The sequence below is a fragment of the Streptomyces sp. NPDC059906 genome (assembly GCF_042730645.1).
In the GTDB taxonomy this organism is placed as follows: domain Bacteria; phylum Actinomycetota; class Actinomycetes; order Streptomycetales; family Streptomycetaceae; genus Streptomyces; species Streptomyces rubrogriseus.
On the sequence record NZ_JBHWKU010000006.1, the window covers coordinates 338809 to 357275 of the forward strand.

At 69.5% G+C, this 18467-nt stretch carries 19 protein-coding genes and 1 pseudogene; 10 read left to right on the plus strand and 10 right to left on the minus strand.

Going from position 1 to position 18467, the window contains the following annotated elements:
- Positions 1 to 96 precede the first annotated feature (96 nt).
- Positions 97 to 549 carry a MarR family winged helix-turn-helix transcriptional regulator gene (locus ACFV9J_RS13090; protein ID WP_385353480.1) on the minus strand — a complete coding sequence of 151 codons (453 nt, stop codon included), beginning with the start codon at positions 547 to 549 and terminating at the stop codon, positions 97 to 99.
- A 73-nt stretch (positions 550 to 622) separates the two neighbouring features.
- Between ACFV9J_RS13090 and ACFV9J_RS13095 the strand changes: the two genes are divergently transcribed.
- Positions 623 to 1738 carry a Gfo/Idh/MocA family protein gene (locus ACFV9J_RS13095; protein ID WP_385353482.1) on the plus strand — a complete coding sequence of 372 codons (1116 nt, stop codon included), beginning with the start codon at positions 623 to 625 and terminating at the stop codon, positions 1736 to 1738.
- A 162-nt stretch (positions 1739 to 1900) separates the two neighbouring features.
- On the opposite strand, the gene ACFV9J_RS13100 is transcribed toward ACFV9J_RS13095, so the two are convergent.
- A complete protein-coding gene (locus ACFV9J_RS13100) occupies positions 1901 to 2830 on the minus strand; it encodes a LysR family transcriptional regulator (protein WP_385353484.1) in 930 nt (309 codons plus the stop codon).
- 113 nt (positions 2831 to 2943) lie between these two features.
- Between ACFV9J_RS13100 and ACFV9J_RS13105 the strand changes: the two genes are divergently transcribed.
- Positions 2944 to 3471: a sugar O-acetyltransferase gene (locus tag ACFV9J_RS13105; RefSeq protein WP_385353581.1), complete on the plus strand. Its 528-nt coding sequence runs from the start codon at positions 2944 to 2946 to the stop codon at positions 3469 to 3471.
- Between the two features lie 78 nt (positions 3472 to 3549).
- Here the strand turns inward: ACFV9J_RS13105 and ACFV9J_RS13110 are convergent, their stop codons facing one another.
- A complete protein-coding gene (locus ACFV9J_RS13110; protein ID WP_385353486.1) occupies positions 3550 to 3879 on the minus strand; it encodes a putative quinol monooxygenase in 330 nt (109 codons plus the stop codon).
- On the minus strand, positions 3876 to 4316 hold the full coding sequence (locus ACFV9J_RS13115; RefSeq protein ID WP_385353488.1) for an alcohol dehydrogenase catalytic domain-containing protein: 441 nt from the start codon (positions 4314 to 4316) through the stop codon (positions 3876 to 3878). The genes ACFV9J_RS13110 and ACFV9J_RS13115 overlap by 4 nt, the downstream gene beginning before the upstream one ends.
- A gap of 155 nt (positions 4317 to 4471) precedes the next feature.
- On the opposite strand from ACFV9J_RS13115, the gene ACFV9J_RS13120 reads away from it, so the two are divergent.
- Both ACFV9J_RS13120 and ACFV9J_RS13125 read left to right on the plus strand, forming a co-directional pair.
- Positions 4472 to 4795: a sigma 54-interacting transcriptional regulator gene (locus tag ACFV9J_RS13120; RefSeq protein ID WP_385353583.1), complete on the plus strand. Its 324-nt coding sequence runs from the start codon at positions 4472 to 4474 to the stop codon at positions 4793 to 4795.
- A complete protein-coding gene (locus tag ACFV9J_RS13125; RefSeq protein WP_385353490.1) occupies positions 4792 to 5559 on the plus strand; it encodes a dienelactone hydrolase family protein in 768 nt (255 codons plus the stop codon). The genes ACFV9J_RS13120 and ACFV9J_RS13125 overlap by 4 nt, the downstream gene beginning before the upstream one ends.
- 242 nt (positions 5560 to 5801) lie before the next feature.
- On the opposite strand, the gene ACFV9J_RS13130 is transcribed toward ACFV9J_RS13125, so the two are convergent.
- Positions 5802 to 6374, minus strand: coding sequence for a TetR/AcrR family transcriptional regulator C-terminal domain-containing protein (locus ACFV9J_RS13130; RefSeq protein WP_385353492.1), 573 nt, complete (start codon positions 6372 to 6374; stop codon positions 5802 to 5804).
- Positions 6375 to 6444: 70 nt separating this feature from the next.
- Here ACFV9J_RS13130 and ACFV9J_RS13135 point away from each other — a divergent pair, with 70 nt between their 5' ends.
- On the plus strand, positions 6445 to 7692 hold the full coding sequence (locus tag ACFV9J_RS13135; RefSeq protein WP_385353494.1) for an FAD-dependent monooxygenase: 1248 nt from the start codon (positions 6445 to 6447) through the stop codon (positions 7690 to 7692).
- Between the two features lie 176 nt (positions 7693 to 7868).
- On the opposite strand, the gene ACFV9J_RS13140 is transcribed toward ACFV9J_RS13135, so the two are convergent.
- Complete coding sequence (locus ACFV9J_RS13140; protein WP_385353496.1) at positions 7869 to 8534, minus strand: TetR/AcrR family transcriptional regulator; 666 nt, start codon at positions 8532 to 8534, stop codon at positions 7869 to 7871.
- 64 nt (positions 8535 to 8598) lie between these two features.
- On the opposite strand from ACFV9J_RS13140, the gene ACFV9J_RS13145 reads away from it, so the two are divergent.
- On the plus strand, positions 8599 to 10113 hold the full coding sequence (locus tag ACFV9J_RS13145; RefSeq protein WP_385353498.1) for a monooxygenase: 1515 nt from the start codon (positions 8599 to 8601) through the stop codon (positions 10111 to 10113).
- 93 nt (positions 10114 to 10206) lie between these two features.
- Here ACFV9J_RS13145 and ACFV9J_RS13150 read toward each other — a convergent pair whose 3' ends face one another.
- Positions 10207 to 11004, minus strand: a complete 798-nt coding sequence (locus tag ACFV9J_RS13150; RefSeq protein ID WP_385353500.1) for a carboxylesterase family protein — start codon at positions 11002 to 11004, stop codon at positions 10207 to 10209.
- Here ACFV9J_RS13150 and ACFV9J_RS13155 point away from each other — a divergent pair.
- Positions 11003 to 11827: an MBL fold metallo-hydrolase gene (locus tag ACFV9J_RS13155; RefSeq protein ID WP_385353502.1), complete on the plus strand. Its 825-nt coding sequence runs from the start codon at positions 11003 to 11005 to the stop codon at positions 11825 to 11827. The two genes, ACFV9J_RS13150 and ACFV9J_RS13155, sit on opposite strands and share 2 nt — an antisense overlap.
- Before the next feature lie 164 nt (positions 11828 to 11991).
- A complete protein-coding gene (locus tag ACFV9J_RS13160) occupies positions 11992 to 13077 on the plus strand; it encodes a hypothetical protein (RefSeq protein ID WP_385353504.1) in 1086 nt (361 codons plus the stop codon).
- Positions 13078 to 13181: 104 nt separating this feature from the next.
- On the opposite strand, the pseudogene ACFV9J_RS13165 reads toward ACFV9J_RS13160, so the two are convergent.
- Positions 13182 to 13759: pseudogene (locus tag ACFV9J_RS13165) on the minus strand (dihydrofolate reductase family protein).
- A 397-nt stretch (positions 13760 to 14156) separates the two neighbouring features.
- On the opposite strand from ACFV9J_RS13165, the gene ACFV9J_RS13170 reads away from it, so the two are divergent.
- Positions 14157 to 14882, plus strand: coding sequence for a glycoside hydrolase family 11 protein (locus ACFV9J_RS13170; protein ID WP_385353506.1), 726 nt, complete (start codon positions 14157 to 14159; stop codon positions 14880 to 14882).
- A 155-nt stretch (positions 14883 to 15037) separates the two neighbouring features.
- Here ACFV9J_RS13170 and ACFV9J_RS13175 read toward each other — a convergent pair whose 3' ends face one another.
- Positions 15038 to 16054: a serine hydrolase gene (locus tag ACFV9J_RS13175; RefSeq protein WP_385353508.1), complete on the minus strand. Its 1017-nt coding sequence runs from the start codon at positions 16052 to 16054 to the stop codon at positions 15038 to 15040.
- 490 nt (positions 16055 to 16544) lie between these two features.
- A complete protein-coding gene (locus tag ACFV9J_RS13180; RefSeq protein ID WP_385353510.1) occupies positions 16545 to 17207 on the minus strand; it encodes a TetR family transcriptional regulator in 663 nt (220 codons plus the stop codon).
- A 122-nt stretch (positions 17208 to 17329) separates the two neighbouring features.
- Here ACFV9J_RS13180 and ACFV9J_RS13185 point away from each other — a divergent pair, with 122 nt between their 5' ends.
- Positions 17330 to 18322, plus strand: coding sequence for an aldo/keto reductase (locus tag ACFV9J_RS13185; protein ID WP_385353512.1), 993 nt, complete (start codon positions 17330 to 17332; stop codon positions 18320 to 18322).
- The last annotated feature ends 145 nt before the right edge of the window (positions 18323 to 18467 follow it).

The window sequence follows — 18467 nt, forward strand, 5'->3', positions numbered from 1 at the left end:
TTCCCTTTCGCAGTTCCTGTGTGTTCCAGCGTGACACTCCGTGGTGACTCCCGCCCGTCGCACCGGCACACCGTGCGGTGGCGGGGGCCGGGACGGCTACAGCCGGTCAAGGACAGCGGTCAGCGTTTCTACCTCCTGCGCGGAGAGCTTGTCGGTGAAGTGGCGGCGTACTGCGGCGTCCAGGCCGGGGTACACGGCCGTAATGGCCTGATGCCCCGCGTCCGTGAGGGTGACGATCACGCCGTTGGCGCGCCGGCGGGTGACGAGGTCGCGCTTGCTCATGCGGGTGAGCTGGTGGGAGACGCGGGTGCGGTCCCAGCCGAGCGACGCGGCGAGTTCGCTCTGGCGCAAGGCGCCTCCCGCCTTGTTGAGGTCGGCGAGGATGGTCAGGTCCGGCTCGGAGAGGCCCGCCGCCTCCGCGGCGTCGGCAATCACGCGGGTTCGGACGACCTCGTGGGCGCGCTTGAAGGCGGACCACAGGCCGATGGGATCCAGTGCTGCCTCGCTCGTGCCCTCCTGCGGATCGGGAGCCCGGCCGCGTGTTGACATGTCAACTCACCCTTTCTAGTGTTGAGATGTCAACGCTAGCAGTCCGCTGGAAAGCTGGAAAAGGTGACGCATCATGAACACACCCAGGTCATTGCTTGCCGACCTGGCCCGCTCCGGCAGGCCCATCGGCGTGGGAGTCATAGGACTCGGGGCGCACGGGAGCTGGGCCGAGCGCTCTCACCTCCCCGCCTTGCGTGCCGTCCCGGGATTCGAGCTGCGGGCCCTGAGCGCGAGTTCGAAGCGATCGGCGGAGCGCTCCGGACACAAGCACGGTGTGCGCCGTGCCTTCGGTACGGCCGCCGAACTGGCGGCCTGCGACGAGGTGGACCTCGTGGTCGTGGCGGTGAAAGTGTCGCACCACCGGCAGCTCGTGCGGACGGCGCTGAACGCCGGCAAGAGCGTGCTGTGCGAGTGGCCGCTGGGCAACGGGCTCGCCGAGGCGGAGGACATGGCGCGGTTGGCGCGTGCTGCCGCCGTGCCGACCGTCGTCGGTCTCCAGGCACGGTCCCACCCGGCGTTCGCCTACACCCGGCATCTCGTGGCCGACGGCTACGTGGGCGAGGTGCTGTCCACGACGGTGGTCGGCTCCGGTGGCGCTTGGGGCGCCACCGTCGGCCCCGCCGACCACCATGTGCTCGACGCCGCGAACGGCGCGACGCTGCTGACCGTTCCCTTCGGTCACGCCCTCGACGGAGTCGCGTCGGTCCTCGGAGAGCCCGAGGAACTGCGGATCCAGGCGGTGTCCCGGCGTACGTCGGCCGTGGACACCGAGACCGGACGGCCCGTGCCGATGACCGCCGCAGACCAGGTGGTGGCCTCGGGGCGGCTGCCGGGCGGAGCGGTCGCGACCTTCCACTACCGCGGAGGAACGTCCCGGGGAACCAATTTCCGCTGGGAGATCAACGGCACCGAGGGCGACCTCGTCCTCACCGCCCCGGTCGGCCACCCGCAGCTCAGCCCGCTCACCCTGGAGGGCGGCCGCGGAACGTCCACCGCCCTCGCACCCCTGACGGTGCCGGAAGCACACGCCCGTGTCCCGCGACTGGACCCCCGGGCCGACGCACCGGCCTACGCGGTCGCCCACGCCTACCAACGGTTCCTGGACGACCTGCGGGAGGGCACCGCACACGTACCCGACTTCGCGCACGGCGTCGTCCGCCACCGCAGCATTGAGCAGTACTTGCTCTGAATGCCGGTCCTCCGGGACGCCCGTTCGGTGGTCGCCGCGATCGCCTTCGGTGCGGGGGAGACCATCGAGGCCGCGCCGATGTCGTCGTACCCGGTGACGGCGACCGCGGAGACCCCGTGGGCTTGGCGATGTCCGCGCCGTGCACCTCTGGGAGATGCACGGTCAGCGCACTGTCCAGTCCGGCGTCCACGCGTCGTGCGGGGTGCGCGGGGCTGTGGTGCGCAGGTGGTCACGCAGCGCGGCCAGCACGGGGTGCCGGTCCCCGGTGCGGAACAGCAGCAGGTGCGGGTAGAGCGGCGTCGGGTCGTGCAACGGGATGCGCCGCAGGTCGTGGTTTCGGGGCCACAGGTACCGGTCTCCCCGCCCGACGAGGGTGGCCAGTGAGGCCGAGTCGGCCAGCGCGTCCATCAGGGCCTCGTCACCGAAGTTGGGGCCGAGCGCGTCGATGCTCAGGCCGAAGGCCTCGGACAGTGCCTGGTAGAACGCGGCCCACTCCGTGCCCTGCCTGATCCCGGGGATCCAGATGCGGTGGCCGGCCAGGTCCACCGGGCTGATCCGGGGCGCCTCGGCCAGCGGGTGGCCGGGGCCGACGAGCAGTTCCAGGGGTTCGTCCAGGAGTCGTTCGGCGCTGATCCCGGTCGGGACCCGATCTGCCGGCAAGGCGCGGAAGGACGCGTCGACCACCCCTTCGAGCACCGCCCGGGCGGCCTGTGCGGCGTTCTCCTTGTCCAGCGTGACCGCGTCCAGATCCGTCTCGGGGCGGGAGCGGTAGAACCGGTAGACGGCCTGTGCCGGGGAGATGCGCCGATTGAGGACATCGACGCGCAACGGGCGGCTTCCGGGGTCGACGGCCCGCTCGGCCTGCTCGACGGCGGACAGGACCTTCTTGGCGTGCGGCAGGAAGACCTGCCCGTCCAGGCTCAGCCGGGAGCCTCGGGAACTTCGCACCACAAGCGTGGCCGCGACATGCCTCTCCAGGGCCGCGATCCGCTTGGAGACCGCCTGCTGGCTGATCCCCAGCTCGTCGGCGGCGGCCTGGAACTGGCCGGCCCCGGCGACGACCACGAACGTCCGCAGCGCTTCCACATCCACGTCATCAGCCTACTTCCACAACTGTGGGTTGTGCCCGATGTGGTGAGGGTTGTTTGATCGAAGGATCCGAGCGGTGGTGGGATCGGTGCATGTCCACCCGCACAGAGCAGATCATGTATGTCCATACGCCCGAGTTCGCCCGTCATGCGGAGCGGATCGTGGAGGTGACCGATGCGACGTCTCGACTGAACGTGCTTCCGTTCAGCGACAGTGAACGTCGTTCGGAACTACTTTCCGTTGTGTTCGGTGGTCCGCTGCCGGAATCGGTGACGATCTACCCGCCGTTCTTCACCGAGTACGGGCTGAACACGACGTTCGGGGAGAACGTCTTCGTCAACCAGGGATGCACCTTCATGGACAAGGGAGGCATCCGCATCGGGAACGGAGTCATGATCGCCCCGAAGGCCAGCCTCATCACCGGAGGCCATCCGCTGCCCCTGGCCGAGCGCCGCGCACACCTCTCCTTCGCCCCGATCGTCGTCGAGGACGACGTCTGGATCGGCACGGCCGCCGTGATCACGCAGGGGGTGACCATCGGTGCGGGCGCGGTAGTGGCTGCCGGTGCGGTGGTCACCCGCGATGTCCCTGCGGGCAGCGTCGTCGCGGGAGTGCCCGCCCGCGTGATCAAGCAGATCGGCTGACCTCGGCCGGGTGCTGGACCGGCCGCGGAGGCGGCAGCAGTACGACCGGCTGCCGCCCCCCTGTCCCGCCCGTCGGCGTCAGCCCGCGTCGACCGCCATCTCGCCGAGCAGCGACCAGTCGTCCTGGGGCACGTTGGCATTGACGATCCTGGGGGTCGTCGCGAGGTGGGGCGGCAGGGTCTGCCGGGCCGCCTTGAAGTGCGCCGAGCCCACGTGGGCCGCACCGGCCTCGTCGTCCCGGAAGGCTTCCACGAGGACGTACTCGGTCGGGTCGTCGAGGCTGCGGGACCAGTCGAACCACAGGCAACCCGGCTCGGCCCGCGTCGCGCGGGTGAACTCCGCCACCACCTGCGGCCATTGCTCGGCATGCTCGGGGAGGACACGGAACTTCGCGGTGATGAAGATCAAGGCCTTGCTTCCTTCGTTGTTCGTGCTCGGGGCTCCGTCACCCGGATGCGGCTGCTGTCCAGGTCGTCCAGGGCGTCCTGGAAACGGTCGAGAGAGTACTTGGCGGTGTGCAGGCGCATGTGACCCCGCGCCGCGAGGACCATCAGCTCGCACAGGTCGTTGTAGGAACCGACGAGGTTGCCGATGAAGTTGTTCTCGCAGTGCACATCGTCACCGGCCCGGCACGCCCGGCACAGCCCGCAGGTGATCAGCGGGCGCACGATGACCTTGTCGCCCTCGGACACGTTGGTGACGGCGCTGCCGACCGCATGGACCCACCCGGCGTTCTCGTGACCGATCGTGTAGGGCAGCTCCACCCCCGACTTCCCGGCCAACTGCCCCTCCAGGATGTGGATGTCGGTACGGCACACCCTGGCGCCGCCGATCCTGACGATCACGTCGTACGGGCCGGTGACCTAGGGAGCCGGGACCTCGGCCAGCTCGGGGTTCTCGCCGTAGCCCACCGCCTGGACCGCTTGCACGAGACATTCTCCTTCGCTGGAGCGGAGAGCCGGAAGAGCTCACCCGCGGGAAACTCCTCCGGCCGCGCGGCCTGGCCGGGACGGTCCCGGCCTGGAACTCGGTCTCCCACACGGTCACGCGCTGCGCACGGGAGCGCACCCCGCTCCTGCTCCACGGCGAGACCGGCACCGGCAAGACCACCCTGGTCCGTGCCGCGCACGCGCTGACGGGGGCGTCCTGGGCGCCCATCGTCGTGGACGCCGCCGCCCCCGGTTGCGATGCCGGTGGCATCCAGATCCTCTGCGAACGCGTCCGCGATGCCCGCGCAAACGGCCGGCCCGGCGAGGTCGAGTTCTGCCGGCGGCAGAACACCGGCCGAACCGGGCTCGACGATCACTACAGTCCGGTCCCATGACGACGATCACGACGCGTACGGTCGAGTATCCGGCCGACGGTTTGACGATGATCGGGCACCTCGCGCTCCCGCCCGGTGCCGACCGCCGGCCCGCGGTGCTGCTCGGACCGGAGGGCATGGGGCTCAGCGACGTCGAGCGCGGCCGGGCCGATGCTCTCGCCGAGCTGGGATACGCGGCGCTCGCCTTCGACCTGCACGGCGGGCGCTACTTGGGCGACCCGGAGGAGATGCTGGCCCGTTGCCTGCCGCTGCTCGCCGATCCCGACCGGATGCGGGGCATCGGCCGTGCGGCGCTGGACGTGTTGCGCACCGAACCGCGGACCGACCCCGACCGGATCGCCGCCGTCGGCTATGGCACCGGGGGCGCCATCGGGCTGGAACTCGGGCGTGACGGCGTCGACCTGCGGGCGCTCGGGACAGTCAACGCACTGACCACGGGCCGACCGGGGGAGGCGGAGCGCATCCGCTGCCCGGTGTGGGCCGGCGTCGGGTCGGAAGACCCGATCATGCCGCCCGCGCAACGGAACGCGTTCACCGCCGAGATGCAGGCGGCGGGAGTCGACTGGCGCCTCACGGTCTACGGCGGCGCCCTGCACGCCTTCCACCACCCGCCCGTCGACCACCCCACGGTCCCCGGCGTCGGCCACAACCCACAGCACGCGCAGCGCGCCTGGCGCGACGTCGTCGACCTGCTCGCCGAATGCATGCCCGTGTCAGAGGGCCTGGGGCACGACCGGGGTAAGTCTGCCGGCGTCGGCCACTGACCGGCCCCTCCCCTCGACGGCCGCCCCGATTCCCGCTACGCGGCGTAGAAGACCCGTGGTGAACTTGCTGGTCGTACACACTTCCTGTCCTGCGGGTCGTGCGTGCCCGGCGCCCGGTACACGCACCACCGCGGCGGCCGGCCGCCCGTACTTCCGCGTCATGCCCGGGAAGTCGTCGGCACCCTGCTCACCGCGAGGGCCTGCGCAGTACGCAGCTGATGTACGGGGCGAGGTGGGCACGCCTACCTCGCGTCCACATGCCGGACCAGTCCGTCCGTGATGAGGGCCAGCCCCGCCTCGAACGCCGAGTCGTGATCGATCTCCGGCACATCGGCCGGGAGGTCCGCCGTGTCACCTGCGCCGGTCTCCGCCTGCTCCTCCAGGACGCAGCCGACGGTGAAGCGGCCGGCCGCGAGCATCGCCATCTGCGCATGGCGCTCGGGCACACCGGACGCGACGAGGAAGTCCATCTTGCGGCGGACCCGGTCGAGGTCGGCGGTGGGTCTGCTGCCGGCGTGGAGGCGTGCACCGTCACGGCGGGCGAGCAGAGTGCGTCTGAAACTGCGCGTGTTCCGCAGGAACCAGCCGTGCCAGTCCTCGTCCGGCTCCGGCAGCGGTTCCGCCGCGTGCGGGGCCATGGCGGCCTGCGCCATGGCCGTCAGGAGATCCCTCTTCGTGCGGAAGTACCAGTACAGCGACGGCTGCTCGACCCCCAGGCGCTTCGCCAGCCGCCGGGTGCTGACGCCGTCCAGTCCTACCTCGTCGAGCAGGTCGAGCGCCTCGGTGATCACCGTCTCCCGGTTCATCTTGGTCACGTTGACAACCTATCGCTGATAGATGACGCTGGAGAAGAATCATTCACCGATAGATTCTGGAGTGAGAGCAATGGCACAGCGGTCAGGGACGACCTCCCTGCGGGTTCTCGTGGCCGGCGGCGGGATCGCCGGACACGCCCTGGCGTACTGGCTGGTCAGAGGGGGGCACCGGGTGACCGTGAGGGAGCGGTACCCGGACCTGCGGGCCACCGGTGCCCAGATCGATCTCCGGGGCCAGGGCATCGAGGCCGTCCGGCGCATGGGACTGCTCGACACCGTCCGCGGCAAGCTCGTCGACGAGGCGGGCGTCGCCTTCCTCGACGCCCGCGGCAGGCCGAGGGCGACCCTCATGGCCAACACCTCCGGCCGGGGCCGGCAGAGCCTGACGTCCGAGTACGAGATCATGCGCGGCGACCTGGTGCGCATCCTCCACGAGGCGACCGGAGACGACGTGGAGTACCTCTACGGCACGAGCGTGGACGGCTTCGACCAGGACGAGCACGAGGTGGTCGCCCACTGCTCCGACGGAACGTCCGAGACCTACGACCTCCTGGTCGCCGCCGACGGCCAGGGCTCACGCCTGCGCCGGGCGATCCTCCCGGACGGCACCGACCCGTACTGGCGGGTCGGCATCCACATGGCCTACTGGTTCGTCCCGCGGATCGCCTCCGACAGCAACATCCGCGACACCTGCATGGTCCCCGGCGGCCGCCAGATCATGCGCCGCAGCCACAACCCGACCGATACGCAGGTGTACTTCGTCCTGCGTGAGGACTCCGCGCAGGCATCGGCGATCCACCGCGAACCCGTCGAGAAGCAGCGGGAATTCTGGGCGAGCAGGTTCCGTGACGCCGGATGGCAGACCGAGCGCTTCATCGACGGCATGAGGACGAGCCCGTTCTTCTACTCCCAGGAGATCGTCCAGGTGCGCACCGACACCTGGTCCAGCGGCCGCGTGGTCCTAGCCGGAGACGCCGCGCACTGCGCATCCCCCTACAGCGGCATGGGAACCTCCGGCGGCCTGGTCGGTGCCCACGTCCTGGCCGGCGAGATCAACCGGCGCCCGGACGATCTCCCGACCGCGCTGGCGCACTACGACACCACGCTGCGCCCCTTCACCGACGAGATCCAGGGCGAGGTCAACCCGCGCCTCCTGAAGCTCGCCATGCCCATGACCCAGCGGGCGATCGACGCCTTCCTCGCCGTCACCGGCATGGCCACCAGGCTGCGCGTGCCCGACCTGGCCACCCGCTTCTCGAAGGAGGACCGGGGCGGTGCCTGGCGGCTCCCGCACTACCCGGAACTCCGGGCCGCCTGACCGCGGCGCATCCCCACGGCGGCACAGGGGCCCGGTTCGTATGCGCCCGGGTGGCGACCCTGGCGGCATGCGCCTTGGCGGCCCCCGAACGCTTGAAGATCACGGCCCGCGGCCACCGGCTCGCGGTGACCAAGGTCGTCGACGACATCGCCGAGGGCTCCCGAGAGGCGCCGGGATCACTGCCGGACGGCGCGCAGTCCGTCCAGGAGAAGCCGCAGTCCGAACTCGAAGTGTGCCGTGAAGTCCGTACTGGTGAGCACCGGCAGGGTTGCCGCGAGGTGGGGATAGGCCCCTGCCGCCACCGCCTCGCGCAGGGTCGCCTCGTCGAGGGGCCCACCGTCCCCCGGCGCGAGGGCGGCCTGTTCCTCCAGCGTGTGGCCGACGGTGAAGTTGGCCACGGAGTACAGCGCCCGTGCAGCATCGCCGTCGCCGAAGCCCGCCTCGCGCAGCACGCCGACGAGGCCGTCAGCGAAGCGCAGGGTGTTCGGACCGGTCGCGTGCGTGCCGGCGAAGACCCGTGCGCCGTCGCGATGGGCGAGCAGAGCCGTGCGCAGTGAGCGGGCGAGGCGCGCCGTTCTCTCGCTCCAGTCGCCGTCCCCCGTCGGCCCGGCGGCGTCGGCGACGCCGCCGACCATGTGCTCGGCGATCGCGGTGAGCAGGTCCTGCTTGGCCGCGAAGTAGCGGTACAGCGCACCGGCCTGGACGTCCATCGCGTGGGCGAGCCGGCGCATGGTCAGCGCGTCGAGGCCGGACTCGTTCAGCAGGTCGAGGGCGGTTTGGACGGTGCGGGCCCGGTCGAGTCGGGCGGGCCGACCTCTGGTCCGGCTTGACGGGAGGCTCATCGACATCACTATAGTGAACACCATTCACGTGAACGCTGTTCATTAAATGAGGAGGCCATCTCCGATGAGCACCGATGTGATCGTCGTGGGCGCGGGCCCGACCGGGCTGATGCTCGCCTGCGAGCTGGCACTGGCGGGCGTACGGACCCGGATCCTGGAGCGCCGCACCGAACCGCAGCGCGATTCGCGGGCACTGAGCCTGCACCCGCGCAGCGTGGAACTGATGGACCAGCGAGGGCTGCTCGACCGGTTCCTCCCGCTCGGCCGGGCCGTGCCGGGCTGGCACTTCGCGGGCCTGCGCACCCAACTGGACTTCAGTGCCCTCGACTCCCGGCACGGCTACACCCTCTTCCTGGCCCAGGCGCGCACCGAGGCGATCCTCGAGCAGCGTGCGCACGAGCTGGGGGTGGAGATCAGCCGGGGCCACGAGGTCCTCGGCGTGCGCCAGGACGGCGACGGGGTCGAGGTGGAGGTACGCGCGCCCGGCGGCGGCACCGAGACCGCGCACAGCCTCTACATGGTCGGGTGCGACGGCGGGCGCAGCATCGTGCGGCAGGCCGCGGGGATCGGCTTCCCCGGCACCGACGAGACCCTGACCGGCGTACTCGGGGACTTCAAGGTCGTCGACCCACAGCCCGGCGCCCTCGATGCCGCACGCGCCGGTGGCGTGATCGTCGCGCCGTTGGAGGGAGGGGTCACTCGGTTCGTCTACCTGGATCCGGAGCGGATACGGGTGCCGGCCCGGGAGCCGGTGTCCCTGCAGGAGTTCCGTACGTCGCTCACCCGGATCACCGGTTCCGACTTCGGTGTCGCCGAGCCCGTCTGGCTGTCGCGCTTCGGCAACGCCACGAGGCTCGCGGAGAGCTACCGCTCGGGGCGCATCCTGCTGGCGGGCGACGCCGCCCACATCCACTTCCCCGCAGCGGGGCAGGGGCTCAACACCGGGCTCCAGGACGCCATGAACCTGGGGTGGAAGCTGGCTGCCGTGGTGGGCGGCTGGGCCCCGCCCGGGCTGTTGGACGGTTACGACGGCGAGCGCCGCCCAGTCGGCCGGTCGGTGACCGAGAACACCGAGGTCCAGACCCTGCTGGCGGAGCTGACGCTGGTCGCGCAGTACCGGCGCCCGGCCGCGGCCCTGCGCAAGCTCCTCGACCAGTTGCTGGGCATGGCGGAGGTCAACCGCCGGCTCGCCGACCAGGTCTCCGCGCTCGGCACCAGCTACCCGCCGCCGGACCCGGGCGCCGATCCGCTGGTGGGGCGGCGCATGCCCGACGTCGGGCTGACCGCTGCCGGTTCGGATGCCACCCGCGTGTACGAATTTCTCTGCGGGGGCCGCTTCGTCCTGCTCTCCCTGGCCGGGGACCCGGCCCTTCGGGAGTCCGTCGACGCGGGCTGGGGCCCGCGGGTCACGGCCGTCGCCGTCGACAAGTACGACGACCACCCGGACCTCGACGGCGTGACCGAGGTTCTCGTCCGCCCCGACGGCCACGTTGCCTGGGCCACCCGGACCACCGACGGCGGCGCACGCCGCGACGAGCGCGCCCGGGCGCTGACCGCATGGGCGGGCACGCCCTCCTGAAGGACCTGCCGGCATGCGAGCGGGCACCATGCCCGGGCACCGGCCGAACTACCGGTCACCCCCCATCAGTGGCAACCCCGACAACCCGCGCAATCACCTGCGCATCCGCGACGACAGCTCGTTGCGGGCGGGCAGCGGCCGGAGCACGAGGCACTCCTCCAACATCCCGGCCGCACGCCGGAAGCCGTCCAGAACCAGGCCGCGTGCGCCGACTGCCACGGGACTGGCGTGCGCGTCGGCCGGGGGCACGCATGACGGGTGGATGCCGTCCGGTCCCGAGGCGAGGGACTGCGCGTTCGGGGAGGCGGCGGCGTTGCGTTGTACCCAGCGCAGGGCTGCCTGCTGGTCGAGGAAGCCGTAGTTGCCGGACTCGCCGCGCGCCTCCAGGGCGGGATGGGCGAGATACCCGAGGGCACTGAGGCGGTAGTTGACCGCCACCACGATCACATCACCCCGGGCGGCCAGTTGCCGGGCGCCGTGCCGCGCACGGCGCCCTTGTCGGGTCCGTACCACCGAGCCGCCCCCGTGGTCCGTGGCCGCGCGGCGGTGCCCGCCGCGGCCACGGTCGCTGCAGTGAGGCCGCGGGACGGCAGCCCCTTCGACGCAGACAGCGAGCGCGCCGAGAGAGCCGCCGTGGCGACGGGACCAACTCGCCCCGGAGATGGTGTTGCAACGAGGTCGTCGCTGGACCGAGCAGCCGGTCGCTCGGGTGCAGTCACCGGCCTCGTCGTTGGGGGCCGCCATCGCACACCCCATCCGGTTCTGTTGATGTGCGTCAGACCCTCTGGCAGGGTGACGCTGCAAACCGGGCAGGGAGTTTGATCTTGAGCAGAACCAACGACCCGGTGCCGGTCGAAACGCGGCCGCAGTCTTCAAACGGGAGGGGCCCATGCTGAAGCAGGTCGCCGAGGGTGTACTGATCCACCAGAGTGAGTTGCTCGAGAACAACACCGTTGTCGTGCATGGCAGGGACGGCGTGCTACTCGTAGACGTCGGGATCACCGGCGCCGAAATGACCTGCCTGGCGAACGACCTTCGTGAACTGGGCCGGCCCGTGGTGGCAGGCTTCTCGACGCATCCTGATTGGGATCACGTGCTCTGGCATGCCGAACTCGGCGAAGCGCCCCGTTACGGCACGGCCCGCTGCGCGGCGTTCATGCAGGACGTGTTGTCGAACGCGGACTGGAAGGCCGGCGTGGTCGAGGGGCTGCCGCCGGAAATCGCCGAGGACACACCATTGGCCTTGTACGGGCTCATCACTGGTCTACCTGCCGAATCCGTGCAACTCCCCTGGGACGGCCCCAAGGTGCGGATCATTGAGCATGTGGCGCATGCCCCGGGCCATGCGGCGCTGTTGATCGAAGAACGCCGAGTTCTCATCGCCGGCGACATGCTCTCCGATGTCTTCGTTCCCATGCTCGACGACACCGACAACCCCATTGAGGACTACCTCGTCGGGCTGGGAGTGCTCGAGGGCGTGGCGGACGACGTCGATGTTCTCATCCCCGGACACGGATCCGTCGCCAGGGACGTGGAGATACGCGCAAGGATCGAACTGGATCGAGCGTACGTGAAGGGCCTACGTGACGCCCGGGTTTCCAGCGACCCGCGGGTCGTATCGCCCAAGCCCGGCTGGGAGTGGGCAAGCGGGATTCACGAAGGGCAGGCCCGACGCCTCGCCCGAGGAAGCGAGCGCGAGGGGACGCCACAATAGAGATCCGCTTCCGCCACAGGACGACCCAGCCAGTGAACCTGTCGCCGTGGCCGTGGCCGTGGCCGTGGCTGCGGCTGCGGCTGCGGCTGTGGCTGAACACCGAGGCCACCGGAGCGGGTTGAGGCGGCCGGGGATTGTCAGTGGTTGGTGACAGGATCACAGGCATGGTTTTCGTACGCACTACTCCGCCGCGGCCCGTGGACGTGACCGCGGTCTTTCCCGAGCTGGCGCCGTTGGCCCGCCCTGCGATTCGGCTGCACCCTCGTCCCGGGTCGCCTTCGGTCCGGGAGAGCTCGGTCGGGGGGCCGTTGCTGTGGCCGGCGGAAGAGCCATGGCCACACTGCGAAGCCTCGCATCTGCACGTGGACAGCGGGTTCCGCGAGTCTCCAGCCGACGTGCGGCTCATGAGACGCATGCAGGCCCGGCAGCACCGCGATCACAACGGCCGTGGCGGGACGACGCCCGAGGAGGCGGTGATCAAGGAGCGGAACGCCGCAAGGCTCGCGGAGCGATTCGCCGCCGGCCCGCCACCCGCGGACTGCCCGGTCCCCATGCTGCCGGTGGCCCAGCTCTATCTGCGCGACATACCCCTGCTGCAGCCGCCCGGACAGGCCGATCTGCTCCAGGTTCTGTGGTGCCCCTACGACCACGAGCCACATCACAAGCCGTCGACCGCACTGTTCTGGCGGTCCGCCGCCGAGGTCGTCGACATCCTCGCGACACCGCCGGAACCGTACGAGGTGAACGTTGACGGCTATCTGCCGGAACCGTGCGTGCTGGCACCGGAAGCGATCACCGAGTACCCCAACAGCCTCGATCTGAGCCCGCAGATGCTGCTGATGGTGGAGGACTGGAGCAGATGGCAGGCAGCCGGCGCCGACGTGGACAGCTCCTACGCGGACTTTCCGCGCGACTTCTATGACCCCCATCTGGCAGACGCGCCCGGATGGAAGGTCGGCGGCTGGCCTCCGTGGGGCCGCACCGATCCCAACCCCCGATACTGCACTGTCTGCGAGGTGCGGATGGTCCCGCTGCTGACCATCGCCTCATTCGAATGGGACGGCGGTGAGGGTTACAGCTGGGCGCCTTGCGAAGAACAGGCCGCCGCTTACGCCGCCAACACCACCGGTCATTGCTGTGGCCAGGACCCCTCACAGCCGACCAAGGTCGAAGTGGGCAGCACCGACAACATGCAGATCTACTTCTGCCCGGCCTCCCCCGAGCATCCGCACACCGACCTGATCCAATGAACCACCGAGCCTGTCACACCTTTCCGCAACCGGTGACAGAAGTGCCGCCGAACCCGGGTGCGTGACAAGCCGTTTGCCTCACAGCGGCGGGACCCTCGTTGGACTCAGACATGGAGGGCAGGGCGGTAGACGAGCTCTTGGGTGTGGCCGTCGAGCGTCCGGCTCTCAACCACCCGAGATCGAAGTCGGCCGCACCCTGGAAGACAGGGGCTACGCCGGTCCGGCCGTTGATCACGGGGAAGAGCGTCACCTGGACGCGGTCGACCAGACCGGCGGCCAGCAGCGCCCGGTTCAGCGACAGGCTGCCATGCGAGCGCAACGGCACCTCGGATTCCTCCTTGAGCCGGGCGACGATCTCTACAGGGTCACCGCTCACGACGGTCGCGTCCGGCCAGTCGAGGGGTTCTTTGAGCGTGGATGACACCACCGTTGCCGGCAGGCTTCTCATCCGGGTGACCCATGGGTCACTCAGCTCGGACTCCTCGATGCCCGAGGCCAGCATCTGGCTGTGCGCCCGATATGTGTTGGCCCCGAAGACCATCAGCTGCTCCGGGTCGTACAAGGCGAGGCGTCGGTCGAGGAACTCGGGACCTTGCTTGCCCCAGTAGCCGCCCCAGTTGCCGATGTGGGCGCCATAGCCGTCGAGGGTGGAAAAGACGTCGAAGGTGTAGGTAGCGGTCACGATGCTCTCCTCGAATGCGGCTGATCAGGTTGAACGGACAGTGGCCGACGACACGGCGGGGGAGAAGAGCGTGGCACGCCGATCCACAGGTGTGGACTCCCAGGGCGCTGGTGAACGGTAGTTCAACTGCCAGCGGACCCACTGTCCGGGAAGCAGCCGAACTGCAGCCAAGGGAGCGGTCGGTCGATGGCACCCGGCAGGCGGGCATATCGGCACAGTAAGCAGGCTGGCTTGATCTTGAAGTGATCGACAGGAGGCCGTCCGCCCGCTCGCGTCTTGTGGCCGAGTTCGGCGGTCGGTTGTCACGACGTGGAGACCGGGCGGACCCCTCGGGTTCGGGCAAGGCCGCGGGCGGCAGAAGCCGCCCGCCCCCCACCAGCCTTCATCGGGAGATCGCATGCATCAGGACGGCACACGGCAGGACCGGATCAAGCAGAACCCCACCCCCCTCAACGGAGTGAGCCGACGAGGCTTCCTCGGTGGCGTCGGCACCCTCGCGCTCGCTACCGCGTCCGGGCTGCTGCTGCCCGGCACCGCCCACGCCGCCACCACCATCACCACCAATCAGACCGGCACCGACGGCATGTACTACTCGTTCTGGACCGACGGCGGCGGCTCCGTCTCCATGACGCTCAACGGTGGAGGCAGCTACAGCACCCAGTGGACCAACTGCGGCAACTTCGTGGCCGGCAAGGGCTGGAGCACCGGCGGACGCAGGACAGTCCGCTACAACGGCTACTTCAACCCGTCGGGCAACGGCTACGGCTGCCTCTACGGCTGGACCTCGAACCCGCTGGTGGAGTACTACATCGTCGACAACTGGGGCAGCTACCGGCCCACCGGTACGTACAAGGGCACCGTCTCCAGTGACGGCGGCACCTACGACATCTACCAGACGACCCGGTACAACGCCCCGTCCGTGGAAGGAACCAAGACCTTCCAGCAGTACTGGAGTGTCCGGCAGTCAAAGGTGACCAGTGGCTCCGGCACCATCACCACAGGCAACCACTTCGACGCCTGGGCGCGCGCGGGCATGAGCATGGGCCAGTTCAAGTACTACATGATCATGGCGACCGAGGGCTACCAGAGCAGTGGAAGCTCGAACATCACGGTCAGCGGTTGACGCCTGTCCGGTGAACAACGGCCCTTGTCGGTCCCGTGAAGCACCCCGGCGATTCTGATTCAGCAAGCCCGATGGTTGGCGCGGAGCGGCGGCTGGCCTCTCCGCGCCGGCCATCGAACGGCGTGGTCAGGAGAAGCGTTGGCCCTGGTCGAGCGTCAGGTGGTGGGCTTCTCCCTGAGCTTTCGGGAGAACGCCGTCGCGGACGCGCGTGTTGCCTGCTCCACGATGCTGATGCCGACCTCCTGAGTGCTGCAGTTGTTGAGGAGTACCGCCATCAGATAGACGCGACCGTCATGCTGTATCCGACCGATGCTGTTGACGTCCCATTTCTTGGTCTGAGTCCGCTTGAGCCAACCGTTCTTCAGTGCGGTCGTGCCCGAGTCGGCTGCTGCGGACACGCCCCACGTCTGGCTTCCCACGACGTGCCGCATCAGGTCCTGGATGTAGGCACGCGACGCCTCGGTCAAGGGCGACTTGTCGCCGAACACGGACTGGAGCAGGCGTATCTGATCTTCCGCCGTGGTCTGGGTGATGCCCCAGACGGTCCCTTCACCGCCCTGTGTCTGGGACAGGCCGAGCCGTTCGTTGGCCGCGTCGAGCCCGGGAGCACTGCCTATCCGGGTCCACAGAGCGCTGGTGGAGTCGTTGTCGCTCTTCTGGATCATGGCAGCGGACTGGGCGCGTTCCTCGGTGGTCAACTTCCGCCCCTGGTCCTGAGCCTGGAGCAGCAGGGTCGCCAGGATGTCCACCTTCACGATGCTGGCGGTGTCGAAGGCGTCGTGTCCGTACGTCGCCATGGCACCGCTCTCGACGTCCAGAATCGCCACCGACATCCGATTGTCGCCGAAGAGCGCGGTCACGGGGGCCAGAGCCGGTTCGAGGTCGAACGGCTTCTGCGTCGAGGTGGGCGACGGCACCGGTTCTGGCGCGTCCGTAGGCGCCTCGCCTGCCTTGGCCCGGGCCGAGACGGCCGGTGAGGACGCAGCCTTCGCCTGGTCGGGCGCCGACGACTCGTCGGAGTCGGTCCCGGTGACGGCATAGGTGGTGGCGCCGCCGATCAGGACCACGACCGCGGTCACGGTCCACGTGATGCGGCGTCGCCTGGCCCTGCGGCGACGCCGTTGCTCCCGGCGGGAGCGGCCACGTCGCCGAGCAGGTGGGTTCTCATGCACGGGTGAGATGATAATCGAATCAAGGTTCGAGGTTGCCCGGTGCCCCGGGCTTCGAAGACCCGGCGTACGGCGTCGTCGGTGAACGCCGCCGCCGTCTCGGTCGCCTGGAGGGCGACGCCGCAGGCGGAGAGCTGGACGACACGGTGGAACGCCCTGGTCGCGGCCGCCGAGCCGCACGGACAACTGCCCGGGGCACACGGCGGTCCAGGAGCCGCCCCGCAGCACACTCCCGGCCTCACGCACCGAGTCCCGCACCCGCCGGTTGAGCACTCGGTCGAGGATGTGCAGGACGCTCCGGAGACTGTCGAGTCGGTGGGGGCGGCCTGCCCTGTACGCAGCCGAGGTGTTCCCGCACGGCACCTCCGCGGCTGGCGAGAACCGGCTCAGAGTCATGGGGCCGCGGTCGCCGCGTCGGACATCGAAGTCGAACGCTGACAGACGGACTTCGCCGCAGACAGCCGCCCACGAGGAGCATCTGCCGGCGAGTCGCTCACCGGTGTCGTGCTGCGCCTGTCCGGCCCACCGGCTCCGGGCGAGGGAACATGCGCTCGACGGCGGTCACCAGTGCGGCGCGGCGGGCCGTGATAGAGGGGTCCAAGGCCTGGTCTGCGGCAGCGGCGGCGATTTCGGGCTGGCCTGCCCAGGTCATCGCGATCTGGTTGATCAGGGCGAGGACGTCGACCGGGTCCCAGGCCGGGTCGAGCAGCCCGATGCGCTGAGCGTCGCGAAGTTTGTCGAGCTTGCCGGCGATCGTGGCCTGGAGAGGGCTGGTGGTGTTGTCTGCGGACTCGGCCAGTTCCAGGCGGCCCCACGTGATCAGGCGGTAGTGGTCCGGACGGGCCGCGAAGTGGTCGAAGAGGATGCCGGCATAACCGGGCAGGTCGGCCGGATCCAGCTGAGTCGCCTCGACGAGCGCGGTCGTCTCGCGTTCGGCGACGTGCGCGTAAAGGGCTTCCTTGCTGCGGAAGTAGGCGTAGACACGTTCCTTGCTCGTCCTGGCCTGCTTGGCGATGCGGTCCACGCGGGCGCCGGCGATCCCGTGCCGGGCGAACTCCTCCTTGGCTGCGGCGACGATCCGCTGGCGCGTGGAGTCGGTGGACTCGCCCGAGGTGGCGGCGTCCGGGGTCTGACCAGGGTTGGTGGAGCGAGGCATGAGTCCAGGATAGGCGACCGAACCGTTCGGTTTGGCTCAGCGCTCCGGACAGACGTAGGGTCACACCGAACAGTTTGGTTTGGTCGGCTCTGGGCTGCCGACATGACACGAGGAGCGATCTCATGCAGCACCGCACCCTGGGACAGCAGGGACTGCGCGTCTCCGCGCTCGGACTGGGCGTGATGGGGATGTCCCTGGCCTACGGCCCCTCGAACGACGAGGACGGCATCTCCACCATTCACCGCGCCCACGAACTCGGAGTCGACTTCTTCGACACCGCCGAGCTGTACGGCCAAGGCACCGGCAGCAACGAGACGCTGCTCGGCAACGCGGTCAACGACTTCCGCGACGAGGTCGTCCTGGCCACCAAGTTCGGCTTCGACATGACCAGCAAGTCGTTGGGGAGCGGCGTCGACAGCCGCCCGGAGAACATCCGCGAGGTTGCCGAGAACAGCCTGCGCTACCTTCAGACCGACCGTATCGATCTCTTCTACCAGCACATCTCCGACCCCGACGTACCGGCCGAGGAGGTCGCCGGCACTGTCGGTGACCTGATCACCGAAGGCAAGGTGCAGTACTTCGGCCTGAGCAACGTCGGCCCGCAGTACATTCGCCGCGCCCACGCCGTCACTCCGGTCACAGCCCTTCAGTACGAGTACTCGATCTTCGAACGCGAGGTGGAGGACGAGATCCTGCCGGTCCAGCGAGAGTTGGGGATCGGCCTGGTGCCGTACTCGCCGCTCGGCCGCGGCTTCCTCTCCGGTGTGGTCAAGCCCGCCGACGAGTATCCCGCGGACGACATGCGCCGCTGGGACGAGCGCTGGCAGGGCGAGAGCTACGCCTACAACCTGAACGCCGCCGAGCAACTCCGAAAGCTCGCCGCCATCAAGGGCATCACCCCCGCCCAGCTCGCCCTGGCATGGCTGCTCGCCCAGGGCGAGGACGTCGTCCCGATCCCGGGCACCCGCAGCGCCACACGTCTGGAGGAGAACGTCGGCGCCACCGACGTAGACCTCACCGAGGCCGACCTGGCCCGTATCCGGGAATGCCTCCCCCAGGGCTCCGCAGGCAGCCGCTACCCGGCCTCGGTGATGGCCGGCTTCCGCACCGACTGACAGCCCGTACCCCAAGTTCGGCGGTCCCGGGCAAGCGGCGGCGAGCAGGCGCGCCTTCCCAGAATGCGGGCGGTAGACAAGCCACTTCTACAGATTGGCCTGCCTGACTTGTCTGTTGCCGGGCCCGTGCGACAGCCCCGACCCC